Genomic DNA, 18391 nt, shown 5'->3' on the forward strand with positions numbered 1-18391 from the left:
TCATTTCTTCTTCACTCAAATATCCATTGCGGCAGCGCCCGCAGGCGCCACGCTCACAGCCCCTCGAACTGCGCCCTTTGCCGCTCGGTCCAGCGCAGGCGCAGATGCACCCCGTCCTCGGCCATCTCCTCGCCCAGAACCACGCCCTGCCCATGCAGCCACGCCCGGCGCCGCCCGTCGGAATGGGACAGGACCAGCTCGGCCTCGATCCGCGGCTCGTCCAGCGCCTCGGCCAGCCGCAGATCGACGGCAGCCATCAGATCGTCCAGGCCCTCGCCGGTCAGCGCCGAAACCGCCTGCACGCCCTCGGTCCGCGCATCCGTCCGGCGCAGCGCCGCCCGCGTCTCGGGCAAGAGCGCGTCGATCTTGTTCCAGACCTCGATCAGCGGCACGTCCTCGTCGACGCCAAGGCTGTCAAGGATCTCGCCCACATCGGCGGCCTGCTCCTCGGTCTCGGGATGGCTGATGTCGCGCACATGCAGGATCAGGTCGGCGGCCAGCACCTCCTCAAGCGTGGCGCGGAAGGCGGCGACCAGCTCATGGGGCAGTTCGCTGATAAAGCCCACCGTGTCGGACAGGATCACCCGCCGCCCGCCGGGCAGGGTCAACTGCCGCATGGTCGGGTCCAGCGTGGCGAAAAGCTGGTCCTTGGCCATGACCTCAGCCCCGGTCAGGCGGTTGAACAGCGTCGATTTCCCGGCATTGGTATAGCCGACCAGCGCGACGATGGGATAGGGCACCTTGGCACGGGCCTTGCGATGCAGCTCGCGGGTCTTGACCACGCGCTCAAGCTGGCGGCGCAGGCGGATCATCTGATCGTCGATGGCGCGACGGTCGGCCTCGATCTGGGTTTCGCCGGGACCGCCGACAAAGCCAAAGCCGCCGCGCTGGCGCTCAAGGTGGGTCCAGGCCCGGACCAGCCGCGTGCGCTGATAAGCCAGCGCCGCCAGCTCGACCTGCAACACGCCCTCGCGGGTCTGGGCGCGGTCGGCAAAGATCTCAAGGATCAGCCCGGTCCGGTCCAGAAGCTTGACGCCCCATGCCTTTTCCAGATTGCGCTGCTGGACCGGGGTCACCGGCCCGTCGACCAGAACCAGTTCGGCCCCCTCGCCCTCGGCGGCGGCGGCAATATGCTGGCCGATTTCCTCGCGCTTGCCCTTGGAAAACAGCATGCCGGCATCGGGCTTGCGCAGCTTGGCCACCTCGGCGCCCACGACCTCGATCGCCGGCAGCGCATGGGCCAGCGCGATCGCCTCCTCCAGCGCCAGCTCGGGCGAGCGGCGGGTCCGCGAATTGCCCAGATCGGGATGGATCACATAGGCGCGGGTCGGGCGTTCGCGGGTTTCCGTCAGTTCGGCCAATCAGTCCTCGCCGTCATAGAGGCTGATCGGTTGCCCCGGCATGATGGTCGAGATGGCATGCTTATAGACCAGCTGCGACTGACCGTCGCGACGCAAAAGCACGCAGAAATTGTCGAACCAGGTGATGACACCCTGAAGTTTTACACCATTGATAAGGAAAATCGTGACCGGAACCTTGCCCTTGCGGACATGATTGAGAAAAGCATCCTGAAGGTTCTGTTTGTCGCCGGCCATTCGGGGTACCTTGTTCTTATCGCTGTGGCTCAAGACTTAGGCGAGCAAAAGACGGCTTGCAAGCAGATGATCGGAAACTGAACTAGCGCCTCCAGTATTCAGGCGACAGCAGTGCCAGAATTGCCAGAGTTTCCAGCCGCCCAAGGACCATCGCCCCCGCCAGAATGGCCTTGGTGGCGGCCGGCAGGCCCGCCCAGCCCTGCCAGGGCGCGCCCGCCATGCCGGCCGAGCCCTGAAACACCGGTGTCAGCGGAATCGCCCCCGCCAAAGGTCCGGTATTCGTCAGCGCGGCGATGGAGAGGATGGTGGCGCTGTCGAACTCGATCTGCTGGACCGAGATCATCATCACCACCACCGCCAGCGTGATCGCAAACAGCATGAAGAAGATGAAGGCCAGATAGGCCCCCTCGCGCCGCAGCCGCCGCGCCAGCATGCCGCCACCGCCGACCGAACTGGGATGCACGATCTTTTCCAGCTCGCGCTCGGAATGGCGCGCCAGCGCATAGACGCGCAGCAGCTTGACGCCGCCCGCGGTGGTGGCGACGCCGCCGCCCATCATCGCCAGCCCCGCCAGCATCAACCCGGGCGAGCTGAGCCCGGACCAGTTCCGCGCGCCCTGCCATTCCAGCGAGTTCCACCCCGTCGTGGTCAGATAGCTGAGCCCGGTAAAAATCCCGCCCCATGCGGCGGATGCGGCGCTGTCCAGCGTCTCCAGCACCCCGACCGCACCGGTGGGCGAGACACCGATGGCGCCAAAGAAATGCCGCCCGAACAGCAGGACCGAGACCAGCAGCACCGCCCCCGCCGCCATGCGCAGCTCGGGGTCATCCAGCAGGCTTGCCCCCACCTTCAATTCACGGCCCCCCGGCCAGAACCGCCGCGACAGCGCCGGGATCAGGAACAGAAAGATCACCACCTCGCCAACAACACCGCTGCCCTGCCCCGCCGGGCCGCTGACCGGGCTGATGCCGCTGGTCGAGAGCGTGCCCATGGCGCGGGTCAGCGCCACCAGCCCCGGCTCGCCCAGCATCAGCAGGGCCACCCACATCAGCGCCGTCAGCCCGGCATATAGCGGCAGCACGACGCGCCCGACGCGGATCACCCGATAGACCGGGTCCGCGGCCTCGGTCTGCAGAACAGGCACCGCCATCGGCATCATGATCGCGCGCCCGTCCGCCGAACGCGGCAGCCGCTCGAACCGCTCGCCACGCCCATAGGGCGAGGCAAGGATTTCGAACCCGCCGACGCGCAAGGGCGCCAGCAGCGCCACAGCGGCAACCAACATGAACAGCCCGCCCATCCAGCCGACCAGTGCCCGCCACAGATGCAGGGGCGGCGCCAGCAGCTCGGCCGAATAAAGCGAGGCGCCGGTGGTGGTCAGGCAGGAGACCATCTCCCACCAGGCGTTGAAAAAGCCGGTATCTGGCAGCGAAAAGGCAAAGGGCACGGCCAGCATCGCCGGCAGGACCGCCATGGTGCCCAGCATGGTCAGAAGCACGCTGCGCGCGCGCGGCCCCTCGGGCTCATCAGCGGTCGACAGCGCAAGGATCACGCTGAGCAGAAAGAACAACCCCGCGCAGCCCAGAAATATCGAGCCGATCTTGTGCAGGTCCTGCACATGGGCATAAAGCCCCGGCACGATCATCGCGAGCGAGCCGATCCCGGCCAGGATGACGATCAGCGGCAGGCGCAGCACAAAGCCCATGGCCCGCCTCAGAAAAAGTCGATCGAGACCTGCAACAGGCGCTCGACCTCAGGAACATCCGAGGCCAGGGCAAAGATCACCACGATATCGCCCTCCTCGATGCGCAGATCGCCGACCGGCTTGACCACGCGCCCGCCCTTTTGCACCGCGCCGATCAGCGCGCCCTCGGGGAAATCAATGTCACGCACCGGGCGCCCGGCAATGGGCGAGGTGGACAGGACCTGCGCCTCGATCACCTCGGCCTCGGCATCGCCGATGGAATAGATGTCGCGCACCCGGCCATGGCGGATATGGCGCAGGATGGTCGAGACGGTGCTGGCGCGCGGATTGATGAAGGCGTCGATGTCCAGAGGCTCCATCATCGACATCAGCGTCGGATCGTTGACCAGCGAGATCGCAAGCTTGGCCCCGGCCTGCTTGGCGCGCACGGCGGCCAGGATATTGGTCTTGTCGTCATCGGTGATGGCCAGAACCGCGTCCGCCTTGGGGACAGCGGCCTCTTCCAGCAGCTCGGCCGAAAGCCCGTCGCCATTCAGGACGATGGTCCGGGTCAGGCTGTCGGCGGCATCCTCGGCGCGGGCGCGGTTGCGCTCGATCAGCTTGACGCGGATGCGCTCGGGGCGGGCCTCCAGCGCCTGGGCCACGGCAAGGCCGACATTGCCGGCGCCGATGATGACGACGTTTTCCTGACGCGCGATGGGCTTGCCAAAGATTTCCAGCGTGCGCGTCACGTCCTCGGCCAGGGTAAAGACATAGACCTGATCGCCCTCGAACAGCTGGTCGCCCGCCTCGGGCGCGAACAGCTTGGTCCCCCGCCGCACCCCGGCCACCATTGCCGAAAGGCTGGAAAACATGTCGTTGAGCTGGCGCAGCGGCGTGTTCAGCACCGGGCTGTCGGGGTCCAGCGCGATCCCCAGCAGATGCAGCCGCCCGTCCAGAAAGGTTTCGGCGTCAAAGGTCGAGGGCGCCGAAAGCCGCTGCAAGGCCGCCCGCGCCACCTCGCGCTCTGGGCTGATGACCACGTCGATGGGCAGGTGATCGGTGCGATAAAGATCGGAGTAGATCGCATCGAGATAGGCGCCCGAGCGCAGTCGCGCGATCTTGCGCGGCACCTGAAACACCGAATGCGCCATCTGGCAGGTGACCATGTTCACCTCGTCCGAATGGGTCGCGGCAATGATCAGGTCGGCGTCGCGCGCGCCTGCGCGGTCCAGCACGTCGGGGTGGCTGGCAAAGCCGGTCACGCCCTGAACGTCCAGCGCATCGGTGGCGCGCCGGATCAGCTCGGCATTGGTATCGATGATGGTGACGTCATTGCGTTCGCCCGAAAGGTGGCGCGCGATGTGCCAGCCAACCTGACCCGCCCCGCAGATTATGATCTTCATCCTGTGTCCAGCCTGCTGCCGCCGTAAGACGCGATCCTAACGCGCGGGAAGGGCGGCGGATACTGGAAAACATCCGTCCCAGATCCGCAGGCCCACCGCTGGCGGAAAGGCCGCATGGATATTTGGATGAAGAAGAAATCCACGCCGCGCACAAGGCTGGCCGGCTGTTTCTTCTTCACTCAAATATCCAAAGGACCTCGCCGCTCGCGCGGTCATTTCCCGGTCACCTCGTCCTCGACGCGGACCCCGCCGACGACGCCCAGAGATTTCAGTTTGCGATGCAGGGCGCTGCGCTCCATTCCGACGAATTGCGCGGTGCGGCTGATATTGCCGCCAAAGCGGTTGATCTGCGCCAGCAGGTATTCGCGCTCGAAGAGCTCGCGCGCCTCGCGCAGGGCAAGGCTGGTGATCTGCGGGCCCAGGGCCAGCGCATCGCCGCTGCTGGAGGCGCCGCCCTGGGTTTCCAGCTCGGACGGCTGGATCGGGCCCGAGCCGTCGCCCAGGATCAGCACTCGCTCGATCACGTTGCGCAGTTGGCGGATATTGCCCGGCCAGTTCATCGCCTGCAGCGCGGCGCTGGTTTCCTCGGGCAGGGCGCGCTGTGGCAGGCCCTGATTGGTATGGAACTGTTCGATGAAATGCTCGGCCAGCATCGGGATATCCTCGCGCCGCTCGGAAAGCGAGGGCACGGCGACCGGCACCACGTTCAGCCGGTCGTAAAGTTCCTGCCGGAAGCGACCGGCCGAGATTTCCGCCGTCAGGTCGCGATTGGTCGAGGAAATCACCCGCAGGTCCACCCGCACCTTGTCGGTGCCGCCAGAGCGCTGAAACTGCTGTTCGGTCAGCACGCGCAGGATCTTGGGCTGCGTGCCAAGGGGCATGTCAGCCACCTCGTCGAAATAGATCACCCCGCCATGGGCCTGTTCCAGCAGCCCCGGCTCGACGCCGCGGCCTTCGGTCTCGCGGCCAAAGAGCACCTCCTCCATGTGGTCGGGCTCGATGGTGGCGCAGGACACGGTGACAAAGGACTCGCGCGCACGGGGGCTGAGCGCATGGATGAAGCGCGCGGCGATTTCCTTGCCCGCCCCCGGCTCGCCGGTCAACATGACCCGGCCATTCGATTTCGCCACCTTGTCGAGCTGTTCGCGCAAGCGCCGGAAGGCCGCCGAATTCCCCAGCATCTCGGTCGCGCGGGTCTCGCCGCGTTTCAGGGTCGAGTTCTCGTGCCGCAGGCGCGAGGCCTCCATCGCGCGGCGGATCACCACCAGAAGCTGGTCGATATTGAAGGGCTTCTCGATGAAGTCGTAAGCGCCCTGCTTGATCGCCGCGACCGCGATCTCGATATTGCCATGCCCCGAGATGATCACCACCGGCACGTCCGGATTGTTGCGCTTGACCTGCTTGAGGATGTCGATCCCGTCCATCTTGCTGTCCTTCAGCCAGATATCCAGGATCATCAGCGCCGGCTCGCCCGCGTTCAGCTCGGCCACCGCCTCGTCGGAATTGGCGGCAAGCCTTGTGGCATAGCCTTCGTCACGCAGAATGTCCGAAATCAGTTCGCGAATGTCGCGTTCATCATCAACGATAAGAATATCACTCATTTCACAGTTTCCTGATCCAGTTTCTGGCGACGTGCCGGCAGACGGACCGGCTGACGCTCGCGCGGCAGTCGGATTTCGGCCATGGCGCCCTGCTGACCGGGGGCATCGGTCAGCGACAGGCTGCCGCCATGTTCCTCGACAATCTTCTTGACGATGGGCAGGCCAAGGCCGGTCCCACCGGGTTTCATGGTCACGTAAGGCTCAAAAAGCCGCGTGCGGTCCTTGGGTAGGCCGGGACCGTTATCAATGATGCGGATGGTCACCGCGTCGGGGGCAACGCGCATCTCGACGCGGACTTGGGCCATCCAGCCCTCGGGCGGGTTTTCGCGCAATTCGTCAATAGCTTCGCCGGCGTTCTTCAGCAGGTTGGTGAAGACCTGCCGCATCATGCCGGCATCGGCATCGACGATCACCGGCTCATCCGGGATCTCGGTGACCAGGGCGCCTTGCAGGGCGTCGCGCTGCATCAGCTCGCTGTCGCGCAGGAGTTTCGCGATATCGGTTTCCTTGCGGTCCGGTTCAGGCATGCGGGCAAAGCGCGAGAATTCATCCACGATCCGGCGCAGGTCGTTGGTCTGGCGGATGATGACCTCGGTATATTGCTCAAGCGCCTCGCGCTCGTCGCCGGCGATGGGGCCGAACTTGCGCTTCAGGCGTTCCGCCGAAAGCTGGATCGGGGTCAGCGGGTTCTTGATCTCATGGGCGACGCGGCGGGCGACATCGCCCCAGGCCGCCATGCGCTGCGCCGAGACCAGATCGGTCACATCGTCCAGCGCCACCACATAGCCTTCCAGCCCCCCTGCCGCACCGCGCCGGATCGCCATGCGCACCAGCAGGCTTTCGACGCGGCCTTCGCGGTTCAGACGGATCTCGTCCTGCACCCATTCATTGACCGACTGATGCAGCCGGTCGAACAGCGGCGCGGATTCCGGCACCGCCTCAGCGAGCAGCCGGTCATGGTCGTGCGCCGGATCCAGCCCCAAAAGCCGCGTGGCCGAGCGGTTCAGAAAGTCGATCTCGCCCGCCGCATCCAGCCCGATCACCCCCGAGGTGACCGAGGACAGCACCGAATCGAACAGCCGCCGCTGGTCATCGGCGGCGCGATAGCTTTCGACCAGCTCGACGCGCTGCTGTTTCAGCTGCCGGGTCATGCGGTTGAAGCTTTGGCCCAGCGTCTGGATCTCGTCCCCGGTGTCGGGTTCGGGGATTTGCAGGTCCAGATTGCCCTTGCCGACCTGTTCCGAGGCCTCGGCCAGCCGCCCGATCGGGCGCGACAGACGGTCGGCGAACCACAGGCCCAACCACATCGCCGCCGCCACAAGAAGCAGCGCGAAACCCAAGTAAAGCAAGGAAAATTCCAGAAGGACGCGACCGCGTTCCTGTTCCAGCCGCTGATATTCGCCCACCGTCTGGCGGGTGTCGTCCAAAAGCCCCAGCAGGCTGCCATCGACATCGCGGGTGACGTAAAGATAGCGGTCGGCCATCGGCGGCAGCGGCACCAGCGCGCGGAACTCGTTGTTCTGCCAGTCCTCGATCAGCACCAGCCCGGAGGCGCTGGCCTGATCGAATTGCGTGGCCGAGGGCTGTTCGTACCAGAACTGATAGCTGCGCTCGCCGCGCGCCCGGATATTGCCGCGCCCGTCGATCACATAGGCCTCGCGCAGTCCGCGCTGGATCAGCGCTTGCCCCTGCCCCAGCCATTCGCGCATCATGCCATCGTCAAGGATCGGGCTTTTGCGCGCCGCATCTGCCAGCGCCCCGGCCAAGAGCTTGGCGTCCTTGGTCAGGTCGCGGCGGTGTTCCTCCTGATAGGCTTCGGCGGCGGAAAGCGAGGTCGAGACCACCTGCTGCACCCGGTTCGAAAACCAGCCTTCAAGCCCGATATTGACGGTCAGCCCGGCGAACAGCGCCACCAGCACCGTCGGCACCAGCGCGATGGTGGCAAAGACGCCCACCAGCCGCAGATGCAGCCGCGATCCGGCGGCAGATTTGCGCCGCGCCGCGACGATGCGCGTCATGCGCGTGACCACCAGCCCGGTCAGCACGATCAGATAGATCAGGTCCGCCAGCAGCACCAGCCGCAGCATGGTGCGCCCGGCACTTGCGCTGGCAAAGGGTCCCATGACGGCAAATGTCAGCGCCGCCAGCGCCGGTCCCAGCAGGACCAGCCCCAATGTGGTGGCGTTGCGAAAGCCCCGCTTGCGCCGCAATTTCGCGACGCGTTCCCAGGTTCCTTTGGACAGCGCGCCTGTCACCTTGTCCGACCCCACGGTTCTGCCGCTGTGCCGCGGCTTTCCTGTGGCCGCTGCGCGACTCTCGCGCGGCCATCTGTGGCGGTTTTACATCAGTTTGCGACGCCTTGTCACTTCGATATTCAGATCCGTCAGTTTCTTGCGCAACGTATTGCGATTGATGCCCAAAAGATCGGCGCAGCGCAGCTGGTTTCCGCCGGTGGCATCCAGCGCCAGCTCCAGCAGGGGCTTTTCGATCTCGCGCAGGATTCGGTCGTAAAGGCCGGGCGGCGGCAGATGATCGCCATGCAGATCGAAATAGCGTTGCAGATGCATTTCCACCGATTGCGCCAGCCGCATGTTTGCCGGCTCGGCCATGGCCGGGGCGGGGCCTTGCGGTGCGGCCCCCACGGTCACGGAGGCCGGGCGCGCATTCGCGGCCGCGACGGACAATGGCGGGGCCTGCGGCTGCAGCCCGGATTCCAGCAGCGCGCCGCGCACCTCGGATTCGGAGATCTCGGTCCCGGCGGCGGTCAGGGCCAGCCGGCGCATCAGGTTTTCCAGCTCGCGCACATTGCCGGGAAAGGGATGGGCGCGGATCAGCGCCACCGCGCCCTGTGACAGGGCGCGCTGCGGCAGGCCCTGCGCCGCGGCCCGCGCCAGCAGATGCCGGGCCAGCGGCGGGATATCATCGACGCGCGCGCGCAGCGGCGGCACGCTGATCGTCACCCCCGCCAGCCGGTAATACAGATCCGCCCGCAGCCGCCCCGAGGCCACATCCGTCTGCGGTTCGGGTCCGGTGGTCGAAACAAGGCGCGGCATCTGGTGCCGGCTTGGCCCGGCCTCCCAGGTCTCGATCATGCCGATCAGCCGGGCCTGTGCGGCGCTGTCGAACCCGGCCGGGTCCTCGACCAGCAGCGTGCCGCCCTGGGCGCGTTCGCCCGCGCGGTGGATCGCCTCTTCGGACAGATCGGCCGAGGTCAGCACCACGAAACCCGCGTCGCGCCGGTCCGACAGATCGTGAAACGAGCGCGCGACCACGGTCTTGCCCACCCCCGCCTCGCCCGCGATCATCACCGGCAGGTCGGCATTCAGCACCCGCGCCACCATGCGAAACAGGTTCTGCATCGCCGGGGCATGGCCGATCAGCGGCAAAGTCGGGTCAGCGGCGTTTTCGGGCACGGGCGTCAGGCTGGGCGCGACCGCCGGGGCCGGCTCGGCCTTGCGGACCCGGCGCGACAGCGCCTGTCCCGCGCTGCTCATCAGGTCGGGCAGGTCAAAGGGCTTGGGCAGATATTCAAAGGCCGCCGCCTCGGTCGCGCGGATGGCGGTGACGATGGTGTTCTGGGCCGAGATCACGATCACCGGCAGGTCCGGCCGGGCGCTGCGGATCGCCGGGATCATGTCGATGCCATTGCCATCGGGCATCATCACATCGGTGATGACCAGATCGCCGCGCCCCTCCTCGACCCAGCGCGACAGCTGCGCCAGCGAGCCGGTGGCATGTACCCGGCAGCCGGCGCGGGTCAGCGCCTGCGTCAGAACGGTGCGGATGGTGCGGTCGTCGTCAGCGATCAGAACGGTGCCGTCCATGGGATACCTCAGGCTTTGGGCAGGGAAAGGCGAAAGACGGTGCGGCCGGGGCGCGATTCCAGCGCGATCCAGGCGCCGTGGTCGGCAATGATCTTCGAGACCAGCGCCAGCCCCAGCCCGGTGCCGTTCTCGCGCCCCGAGACAAAGGGCTCAAAGACCTCGGCCACGATGCTGTCGGGAATGCCGGGGCCGTCGTCCTCGATCTCGATCTGCAGGGGCAGGCTGCGGCCCTGCGGCTCGGCCTCGGTCGGGGCAAGGCGCAGGGCGCCGTCGTAAAAGCTGTGGATGCGGATGGTGCCGGTCTTGCGCCCGGCGCGATGGATGGCCTCGGCGGCGTTCTTGACCAGATTCAGGCAGACCTGCACCATCTGGTCGGCATCGATCAGCGCCGGAGGCAACGAGGGGTCGTAATCGGGCACGATCTTCAGCCCCTTGCCAAAGCCCACGGCGGCGGAGCGGCGCACGCGCTCCAGCACGTCATGGATATTGACCGCCGCCAGCTTCGGGGCCGAGGTGTCGCCAAAGCGTTCCACCTGATCCAGCAATTCCACGATGCGGCGCGATTCCGCCACGATCAGGTCGGCCAGGTCCTTGTCCTCGGGGCGCAGGTTCATGCCGATCAGCTGCGCGGCGCCGCGAATGCCGGCCAGCGGGTTCTTGATCTCATGCGCCAGCATTTCCGCCATGCCGATGGCCGAGCGCGCGGCCGAGCGCGCCGCCTGCCCCTGCCCCAGCCGCCCGCCGCCCTCTTGCGGGGCGATCAGGATGGCGGTGCCGCCGGCCGGGCTGGGCGCGGGCCCGGCATGCAGCGTCGCATAGCGGTCGCTGTGCCCGCCCAGGCGGTCGCCGATCTCAAAGCGGACGCCGGCGCGGTTCATCGCCTCGTGCCCCTCGCGCACGCGTTCCAGAATGGTCGCGATCGAGGGCACGATGCGCAGCCTTTTGGCCATTTCCGGCCCTTCGAGCGGCTGGCCCAGCGACGACCGGCACGAGATGTTCAGAAAGGATTCCGCCAGATCGTTCATGGCGGCGATGCGCCCCTCGGCATCCAGGATGACGGCGGGCAAGGGCAGCGCCGACCAGTTCGGCCCGACCACGGCGGGGTGAAAGCCGGTCGTGCGTTCAACCTCGGGGTCGGGGATCAGCTCGGCGCGGCCGCGATGGGTCATGATGCCACCGTCGCGGGGGTCGCTGTGTCAGGAGCATCCGAAAACCCGGCGCGGATCGCGTCCAGCGCCGCCTCGGGCGTGGGCGCGCGCAGCAATTCGGCGCGGTTCGGGGCGCCGTTCGCTTCGGCATACCAGCCCAGATGCTTGCGGGCGACGCGCAGGCCCAGCTCGCGCCCGTAAAGGGACAGGATATCCTGATAATGTTCGGCCACGGCCTCGGCCAGTGCCGCGCCTTGCGGCACCTGCGGCGCGGGCGTGCCCCAAAGCGCATGCGCGATCTCGGCCAGCCGCCACGGCGCGCCCTGCGCGCCGCGACCGACCATCACCGCCTCGGCCCCCGATTGTTCCAGCGCCGCGCGGGCCGAGGCCGCATCGACCACATCGCCATTGGCGACCAGAGGCGGCCTGCCCGGTAGGTTCGCGACCGCGCGGATCGCGCGCCAGTCGGCCTGCCCGGTATAGAACTGCGCCCGCGTCCGGCCATGCACGGTCAGCATCCGCACACCTGCCCCGGCCGCGCGCGCGGCCAGTTCCGGCGCGTTCAGGCAATCCTGATCCCAGCCCAGCCGCATCTTCAGCGTCACCGGCAGGTCGGGGACGGCGGCGACCACCGCCTCGACCAGACCCAGCGCGTGGTCCAGATCGCGCATCAAGGCCGCCCCCGACAGCCCGCCCGTAACCTTCTTGGCCGGGCAGCCCATATTGATATCGACGATCCGCGCGCCCATCCCGGCGACGATGCGCGCGGTCTCGGCCATGGCGCCCGCCTCGCGCCCGGCGATCTGGACGCTGACCGGGGCCACGCCCTCGGTCAGGGCCTTGGCGCGGACGGCGGCGCGGGTCGAGGGGCGCGGCGTCACCATCTCGGTCGAGGCGACCATTTCGCTGACCATCAGCCCCGCCCCGCCGTGACGCGCAACCGCGCGGCGAAACGGCAAATCGGTGATTCCCGCCATGGGGGCAAGAAAGACCGGCGGGCCAAGCCGCATGCTGCCAAGGATGAGGGGGTCGGGCAATGTCATAGGAAACTCGTATGCCGTGTGCGCAGGATGCGAAAGAATGCGGCGGATGCCCGGTTTGACGACGTCGGGGCGGGCGCTGGAATCTGCCGTGATTTTATGCGATATGCCTAAATAACGTGCAGTCAGCAACTCGTCAAATGTCGCAGAGCTTCGCCCCGCGCGTCGCAGCCGCTCTGGTCGGGCGGCGGCGCCGGGGCTAGACTGCCCCTTAGCCACCAATCACCGCCACCGATCCATGAGGGAGCCGCACCATGTTTCTTTCGGTCTTCGACATCTTCAAGATCGGCGTCGGGCCCTCGTCCTCGCATACGATGGGGCCGATGGTGGCGGGCGGGCGGTTTCTGGATTCGCTGCGCGCCCGGCCCTTTCGCACCCACGGGCTGCGCGCCAGCCTGCATGGCAGCCTGGCATTCACCGGCAAGGGTCACGCGACCGACCGCGCCACCATCCTGGGGCTGGCCGGCTTTCTGCCCGAGACCATGAATGCCGAGGCCGCCGAGGCCGTGCTGGCCGAGAACCGCGACACCAAAACCCTGTCGCCCGAGGGCTTGGGCGATCTGGCCTTCGACCCGGCGCGCGACCTGATCTTTGATTTCGACCGCGCCCTGCCCGGACATGCCAATGGCATGATCCTGATGGCCACCGACGCGCAGGGCGACGTGATCTATCAGCAGACCTATTATTCCATCGGCGGCGGCTTCGTGCTGACCGAGGCCGAGTTGGCCGCGCGCGGCGACGACACCCGCACCGATGCCTCGCCCAAGGTGCCCCATCCCTTTGCCAGCGCCGCCGAGATGCTGCACATGGCCGAAAATTCGGGCAAATCCATCGCCGCCATGAAGCGCGAGAATGAGCGCGTCTTTCGCACCGATGCCGAGATCTCGGCCGGGATCCATCATATCTGGCAGGTGATGCGCGACTGCATGGATCGCGGCATCGCCACCGGCGGCATCCTGCCCGGCGGGCTGTCGATCCGGCGCCGCGCCGCCGGCATCCATGCCGCGCTGAAGGCCGAGGCCGGGATGAACCTGACCGCGCCCCATGTCATCAACGACTGGATGTCCATGTATGCCATGGCCGTGAACGAGGAAAACGCCGCCGGCGGGCAGGTGGTGACCGCCCCCACCAATGGCGCGGCGGGCGTGGTGCCGGCCGTCATCCGCTATTGGCTGGACCATGTCCCCGGCGCATCCGAGCGCCAGTTGGACGATTTCCTGCTGACCGCCTCGGCGGTGGGCGGGCTGATCAAGCACAATGCCAGCATTTCGGGCGCAGAATGCGGCTGTCAGGCCGAGGTCGGCTCGGCCAGCGCCATGGCTGCGGCGGGGCTTTGCGCCGTTCTGGGCGGCACGCCCCAGCAGGTAGAGAACGCCGCCGAAATCGCGCTGGAACACCATCTGGGCATGACCTGCGACCCGGTCAAAGGGCTGGTGCAGGTGCCCTGCATCGAACGAAACGGACTGGGCGCGATCAAGGCGGTCTCGGCGGCCAGCCTTGCCCTGCGCGGCGACGGCAATCACTTCGTGCCCTTGGACTCGGCCATCGAGACCATGCGCCAGACCGGCGCCGACATGAGCGAGAAATACAAGGAAACCTCGCTGGGCGGGCTGGCCGTCAACGTCCCGAACTGCTGAAAAGCGTGCGATAAATCGCGCATGTCGCGGCTTTCCTGCGGGGGCGCGCCTGTCTTTGCTTGCCCATGTCATGGGGTTTGTGTAGCGAATATCCACAAGCAAAACCAAGGAACCGGGACAGAGCAGATGAAATTCCGTTCGGCTTTCGCCGTTCTCTCCATGACAGTGGCCCTAGCCGCTTGCGGCGAATTGCCGTTTCAGAAAGGCGCCGAACCTGCCGCCAAGGGCCATGTTGGCCCGCCCGGCGTGTCGCCGCTGGAACAGCCGATCGAAACCGGCGCCGCGATCATCCCCGTCTCGACCGCCGAGGCCAGCACCATGAACACCGCCATGTTCCGCGCCGCAGGTGCCGGCTGGACGGTGACCGCCGCCGACAAGACTGCCGTATATGAACGGCCCGGCGCGAAATCGGTGGGCGTCAGCGTGCGCCGCATGACCTATGCCAAGGGTGTCGAATTCATCGGCACCATGAACGGTTCGGTGTTTTCGCTGAACATTCAGGCCGCCGCCTGCGAGGCGGGCGATGTCAAGACGCCCTTCACCGCACGCCTGCGCGTCGGCAGCCAGCGCCTGACCGGCTGCGCCCAGCCGACCGACACCATGCCCAAGGCGCAGACCCGCGCCTCGTCGGCAGCGCCGAAGCCCAAGAACCAGCCGAAACCGGCCGCGCCCAAGCCCGCCGCCACCCCGGCCCCGGCCGAGGCGACGACGCCTGCGACCACTCCGGCACCGGCGACAACCCCGGCACCGGCGACGGCTACCCCGGCAGCCCCCGCCCCCGCGACGCCGACGACCCCGGCCATGCCCTCGACCAGCACGCCGGCACCGGCCGCACCCCCGGCGGCGCCTCCAGCCGCTGCTCCGGCAGGCAATGCCGTGCCGGCGCCGCAGCTGATCCTGCCGCCGACCCCGCCTGCGGCCGAAACCACGGCCCCCAGCCAATGACGCCCCCCGATCCGCGCGGCCCCGGTCGCGCGGATTGCGCCAGCCCGAGGCCCGTGTCGCGGGCCAAGACCTGAGAGGACCCGCCGATGCGCGCCCATTCGACCCTGACCCGCCGCCTGCTGGCCTCGACCGTGCCGGTGACGCTGCTGCTTGGCTCCGCGACCAGTCTGGGCCATGCCGATCCGCTGATCGGCAATATCCTGAACAGCTATGGCATGCCCGGCGCCATCGACACGCCGACCGCCGAGATGCTGCCCGACGCCACGCTGGGCGCGACCATCGCCTATACGGACCTGTCGCGGAAGAACTCGATCGTGTTCCAGGCCCTGCCCCGGCTGACGGTGGCGCTGCGCTATTCGCGCTTTGACAGCACCGAGGAAAGCCGCGGCTATGTCTGGGACCGCAGCTTCGACCTGCGCTACCAGTTCCTTGACGAAGATCCGAACGGCTGGCGCCCGGCCATGGCCATCGGCATGCAGGACTTCATGGGCACCGGCTATTACGGCGCCGAATATATCGTCGCCACCAAGACCATCACCCCCCGCCTGCGCGTCAGCGCCGGTCTGGGCTGGGGCCGTCTGGCCCAGCAGGGCGGCATCGGCAGCCCCTTCGGCGACCGCCCCGACCCGGATGCCGAACTGGGCGGCAAGCCCAATGTCGATGCCTGGTTCCGCGGCGAGATGGCGCCCTTTCTCAGCGCCACCTGGCAGGCCACCGACAAGCTTTACCTGACCGCCGAATATTCGGGCGACAGCTATGCCTGCGAAACCGGCGATGCCGACAATTGCCAGCGCAGCGTCTGGCTGAGCGATGGCGATGAGCTCAAGAACCGCCTGAACCTGGGCATCACCTATCGCATGGGCGAGAATTACCAGCTGGCCGGCTATGTTCTGGGCAGCAAGCAGGTCGGCGTGCAATTCAGCGTCGCCATGAATCCCAGCCAGTCGCCCTTCCCCTCGGGTCTGGAAAAGGCCCCGGCGCCGGTGCGTCCGCGCGTCGCGCAAAGCGCCGACCCGGATGGCTGGTCGGGCGCATGGGCGGCCGATCCGACCGCGCATCCCGCCATCCAGAAGTCGCTTGGCGACGCCTTGGCCGATGAGGGTCAGGTGCTGGAATCGATGGCGCTGGACGCCAACCGCGCCGAGGTCCGCATCCGCAACAACCGCTACATGCAGCGCGCCGAGGCCATCGGCCGCACCGCGCGGCTGATGACGCGCGCTCTGCCGCCCTCGGTCGAGACGCTGGTCATCACCTCCTCCGAGGACGGTCTGCCGACGACCTCGATCACGCTGCGCCGCTCGGATGTCGAGCGGCTGGAAAACACCGAGGCCAGCCAGATCGCCAATGTCGCGGTGCTGACCAATGCCGATCCGCGCCCGGGCAATCTGGTGCGCACGCCGGGCATGTTCCCGCGCTTCAGCTGGGCGCTGAAACCCTATCTTTCGACCTCGCTCTTCGACCCGGACGAGCCCTTCCGCTATGAGATCGGCGCCGAGCTTGAGGCCGAATACGAGCTGATGCCCGGCCTGATCCTGGCCGGCAGCGTCCGCCAGCGCGCCTTCGGCAACCAGGAGCAGGAAGCCCCCGGCAACATGACCGTCGAGGAATACGAGGCGCTGGACAGCGACTATGACGAGAACGGCGTGCCGCGCGTGCGTTCCGACGGGCGCATGTATCAGGGCAATAAAAGCCCGACGATCCCGCGCCTGACGCTGGCCTGGTATGCCAAGCCCACCGACACGGTCTATAGCCGCGTCACCGTGGGTCTGCTCGAGCGCACCTTTGGCGGCGTCTCGGGCGAGGTGCTGTGGTGGCCGGCCAGCTCGCCGCTGGCCATCGGCGCCGAGATCAACCGGGTCAAGAAACGCGACTTCCGCGATGTCTTCGGCTTCCGCGACTATGAGGTCACCACCGGCCATGTCTCGGCCTATTACGAATTCGACAATGGCATCGCCGCCGAGCTTGCGGTCGGCAAGTATCTGGCTGGCGACAAGGGCGCCACGGTGACGCTGTCGCGCGAATTCGCCAATGGCTGGCGCGTCGGCGCCTGGGTCACCAAGACTGACATGAGCGCCGAGGACTTCGGCGAAGGCTCCTTCGACAAGGGCGTCACGCTCTCCATCCCGCTGGGCTGGGGCACGGGCCAGCCCTCGCTGCGTCGCGTCGGCGGCGATATCCGGTCGCTCTCGCGCGATGGCGGCTCGCGCCTGCGCGTGCAGGGACGGCTTTACGACAAGGTCCGCGACAGCCATTCGGGCCAGCTCTATCAAGGTTGGGGGAGGTTCTGGCGATGAACCGCAAGATGATGCGCGCCACGTTCGGCGTGGCCATGCTGGCCATGCTGGCCGCCTGCGGCAATGCCGGCAGCGAGGGCTCGATCCGGGGCATGCTGGTGACGGCGGTCAAGCAAAGCGCCGCTAAGGCTGCCGGCAAGGATGCCGCCGCCCAGCCCGCGCCCGATCCCTCGGCTATGGCGGCCGAGGCGCTGCGGGTCAATCCCGGCCCGCTGATCCTTGTCGGACTTGAGCGGATGAAGACCACGCAGGTCATGGCGATGACCGGCGAGAATGCCGGACAGCGGACCTATATGACCAAGAACGAGCAGGCGCTGATCCTGCGCGGCGGCATGCTGGCCGGCACGCGCGGTCTGGGCCACGACCTGTCGGTGGCCGAGATGTCGTCCTCGGCGGCACTGATCCGCGCCGGCCGCAGCGGTCAGGCCCAGCGTGTCATGCGCTACTGGACCGGCGACGGGCTGGAGCGCCCGCTGACACTGGACTGCAGCATCGGCGGCGGCCCCAAGCCGGGCGTCATCGTGGAAAGCTGCCGCTCGGGCGCATTGGAGTTCCAGAACAATTACATGGTTCAGGGCGGGCGGATCACCGTCTCACGCCAGTGGATCGGCCCGGATCTGGGCTATGTCACCATTCAGGAGCTGCGCCCCTGAGCGCAGCCTGATCCCGGCAGACGAAAGGCCCCGCAGCGATGCGGGGCCTTTTCGTTTCCGGTGCTTTAGCCTTGCGGGCGGGATCTGAGCTTCAGTCCCTGGGATCTGCGCAAAGGAAAAGGGCTGACCCGAAGGCCAGCCCTTTGAACCAAAAGTCCTTACGGACGATTAGTTGCTCGAGTCGTCATCATCGTCGTCGTCGTCCGAAGCGACGGCAGCGATCACGCCCAGCAGCAGCAGGGCGGGAACGACGAGGCCAGCGTTCGACGAAGCGGGCTTCTCGTCAACGACGACCGGCTCAACTTCAACAACGGGGGCGACATAGCCGCCGGCCAGAGCCGACGAGGCCGTCAGGCCAAGGGCCAGGGCGAAGGTAGCGATTTTGGTCATGATCATGCTCCGTTCAGTACTTTGAAGGCTGCCGTTTCCAGCAGCATCGCAGCGACAGTCGCATAATCCCAAGGAGTTGGGAAGCGGTCTTGACGAGCGGATCACACGCCATACGGGCAACTGTTGCATATTCGCCAACACGCTGAACTATGGGCAAGTTCCTGCCGTTTTTGC

General features: G+C 67.1%; 14 protein-coding genes. 4 read left to right on the forward strand and 10 right to left on the reverse strand.

Going from position 1 to position 18391, the window contains the following annotated elements; translation table 11 throughout:
* Positions 1-53: 53 nt before the first annotated feature.
* From hflX to dusB, 9 genes are all read right to left on the reverse strand, one after another.
* Positions 54-1361, reverse strand: a complete 1308-nt coding sequence (hflX, locus tag DFP89_RS06405; RefSeq protein WP_114348603.1) for a GTPase HflX — start codon at positions 1359-1361, stop codon at positions 54-56.
* A complete protein-coding gene (hfq, locus tag DFP89_RS06410; RefSeq protein WP_017999735.1) occupies positions 1362-1595 on the reverse strand; it encodes an RNA chaperone Hfq in 234 nt (77 codons plus the stop codon). It abuts the gene before it with no gap.
* 82 nt (positions 1596-1677) lie between these two features.
* Positions 1678-3300 carry a TrkH family potassium uptake protein gene (locus tag DFP89_RS06415; protein ID WP_114348604.1) on the reverse strand — a complete coding sequence of 541 codons (1623 nt, stop codon included), beginning with the start codon at positions 3298-3300 and terminating at the stop codon, positions 1678-1680.
* An 8-nt stretch (positions 3301-3308) separates the two neighbouring features.
* Entirely contained in the window at positions 3309-4685 is a 1377-nt protein-coding gene (gene trkA / locus DFP89_RS06420) for a Trk system potassium transporter TrkA (RefSeq protein ID WP_114348605.1), read from the reverse strand.
* 212 nt (positions 4686-4897) lie between these two features.
* The gene (gene ntrX / locus DFP89_RS06425) at positions 4898-6286 is read right to left on the reverse strand and encodes a nitrogen assimilation response regulator NtrX (protein WP_114348606.1); all 1389 of its coding nucleotides are present in this window, start codon (positions 6284-6286) and stop codon (positions 4898-4900) included.
* Positions 6283-8541, reverse strand: a complete 2259-nt coding sequence (locus tag DFP89_RS06430) for a sensor histidine kinase NtrY-like (protein WP_114348738.1) — start codon at positions 8539-8541, stop codon at positions 6283-6285. The genes ntrX and DFP89_RS06430 overlap by 4 nt, the downstream gene beginning before the upstream one ends.
* An 84-nt stretch (positions 8542-8625) precedes the next feature.
* Positions 8626-10110, reverse strand: a complete 1485-nt coding sequence (locus DFP89_RS06435) for a response regulator (RefSeq protein ID WP_114348607.1) — start codon at positions 10108-10110, stop codon at positions 8626-8628.
* Positions 10111-10118: 8 nt separating this feature from the next.
* Positions 10119-11279 (reverse strand): two-component system sensor histidine kinase NtrB, encoded by a 1161-nt coding sequence (locus DFP89_RS06440; RefSeq protein WP_114348608.1) that lies wholly within the window; start codon positions 11277-11279, stop codon positions 10119-10121.
* Entirely contained in the window at positions 11276-12301 is a 1026-nt protein-coding gene (dusB, locus tag DFP89_RS06445) for a tRNA dihydrouridine synthase DusB (RefSeq protein ID WP_114348609.1), read from the reverse strand. The genes DFP89_RS06440 and dusB overlap by 4 nt, the downstream gene beginning before the upstream one ends.
* A gap of 251 nt (positions 12302-12552) precedes the next feature.
* Here dusB and DFP89_RS06450 point away from each other — a divergent pair, with 251 nt between their 5' ends.
* From DFP89_RS06450 to DFP89_RS06465, 4 genes are all read left to right on the forward strand, one after another.
* Positions 12553-13935: an L-serine ammonia-lyase gene (locus DFP89_RS06450; RefSeq protein WP_114348610.1), complete on the forward strand. Its 1383-nt coding sequence runs from the start codon at positions 12553-12555 to the stop codon at positions 13933-13935.
* 126 nt (positions 13936-14061) lie between these two features.
* Positions 14062-14880, forward strand: coding sequence for a hypothetical protein (locus tag DFP89_RS06455; RefSeq protein ID WP_114348611.1), 819 nt, complete (start codon positions 14062-14064; stop codon positions 14878-14880).
* 86 nt (positions 14881-14966) lie between these two features.
* Entirely contained in the window at positions 14967-17174 is a 2208-nt protein-coding gene (locus tag DFP89_RS06460; protein WP_114348612.1) for a YjbH domain-containing protein, read from the forward strand.
* Complete coding sequence (locus DFP89_RS06465) at positions 17171-17827, forward strand: YjbF family lipoprotein (protein ID WP_114348613.1); 657 nt, start codon at positions 17171-17173, stop codon at positions 17825-17827. Before DFP89_RS06460 ends, DFP89_RS06465 begins: the two co-directional genes overlap by 4 nt.
* Before the next feature lie 168 nt (positions 17828-17995).
* On the opposite strand, the gene DFP89_RS06470 is transcribed toward DFP89_RS06465, so the two are convergent.
* The gene (locus tag DFP89_RS06470) at positions 17996-18217 is read right to left on the reverse strand and encodes a hypothetical protein (protein WP_425452641.1); all 222 of its coding nucleotides are present in this window, start codon (positions 18215-18217) and stop codon (positions 17996-17998) included.
* Between the last annotated feature and the right edge of the window lie 174 nt (positions 18218-18391).

The sequence above is a fragment of the Paracoccus lutimaris genome (assembly GCF_003337565.1).
GTDB lineage: Bacteria > Pseudomonadota > Alphaproteobacteria > Rhodobacterales > Rhodobacteraceae > Paracoccus > Paracoccus lutimaris.

Excerpts from the sequence above, each read along its gene's own strand:
- trkA (WP_114348605.1), bottom strand. The coding sequence starts at position 4,685 with ATGAAGATCATAATCTGCGGGGCGGGTCAGGTTGGCTGGCACATCGCG.
- dusB (WP_114348609.1), bottom strand. The coding sequence starts at position 12,301 with ATGACATTGCCCGACCCCCTCATCCTTGGCAGCATGCGGCTTGGCCCG.
- DFP89_RS06465 (WP_114348613.1), top strand. The coding sequence starts at position 17,171 with ATGAACCGCAAGATGATGCGCGCCACGTTCGGCGTGGCCATGCTGGCC.
- DFP89_RS06460 (WP_114348612.1), top strand. The coding sequence starts at position 14,967 with ATGCGCGCCCATTCGACCCTGACCCGCCGCCTGCTGGCCTCGACCGTG.
- DFP89_RS06455 (WP_114348611.1), top strand. The coding sequence starts at position 14,062 with ATGAAATTCCGTTCGGCTTTCGCCGTTCTCTCCATGACAGTGGCCCTA.
- hfq (WP_017999735.1), bottom strand. The coding sequence starts at position 1,595 with ATGGCCGGCGACAAACAGAACCTTCAGGATGCTTTTCTCAATCATGTC.
- DFP89_RS06435 (WP_114348607.1), bottom strand. The coding sequence starts at position 10,110 with ATGGACGGCACCGTTCTGATCGCTGACGACGACCGCACCATCCGCACC.
- DFP89_RS06470 (WP_425452641.1), bottom strand. The coding sequence starts at position 18,217 with ATGACCAAAATCGCTACCTTCGCCCTGGCCCTTGGCCTGACGGCCTCG.
- DFP89_RS06450 (WP_114348610.1), top strand. The coding sequence starts at position 12,553 with ATGTTTCTTTCGGTCTTCGACATCTTCAAGATCGGCGTCGGGCCCTCG.
- ntrX (WP_114348606.1), bottom strand. The coding sequence starts at position 6,286 with ATGAGTGATATTCTTATCGTTGATGATGAACGCGACATTCGCGAACTG.
- DFP89_RS06440 (WP_114348608.1), bottom strand. The coding sequence starts at position 11,279 with ATGACCCATCGCGGCCGCGCCGAGCTGATCCCCGACCCCGAGGTTGAA.
- DFP89_RS06415 (WP_114348604.1), bottom strand. The coding sequence starts at position 3,300 with ATGGGCTTTGTGCTGCGCCTGCCGCTGATCGTCATCCTGGCCGGGATC.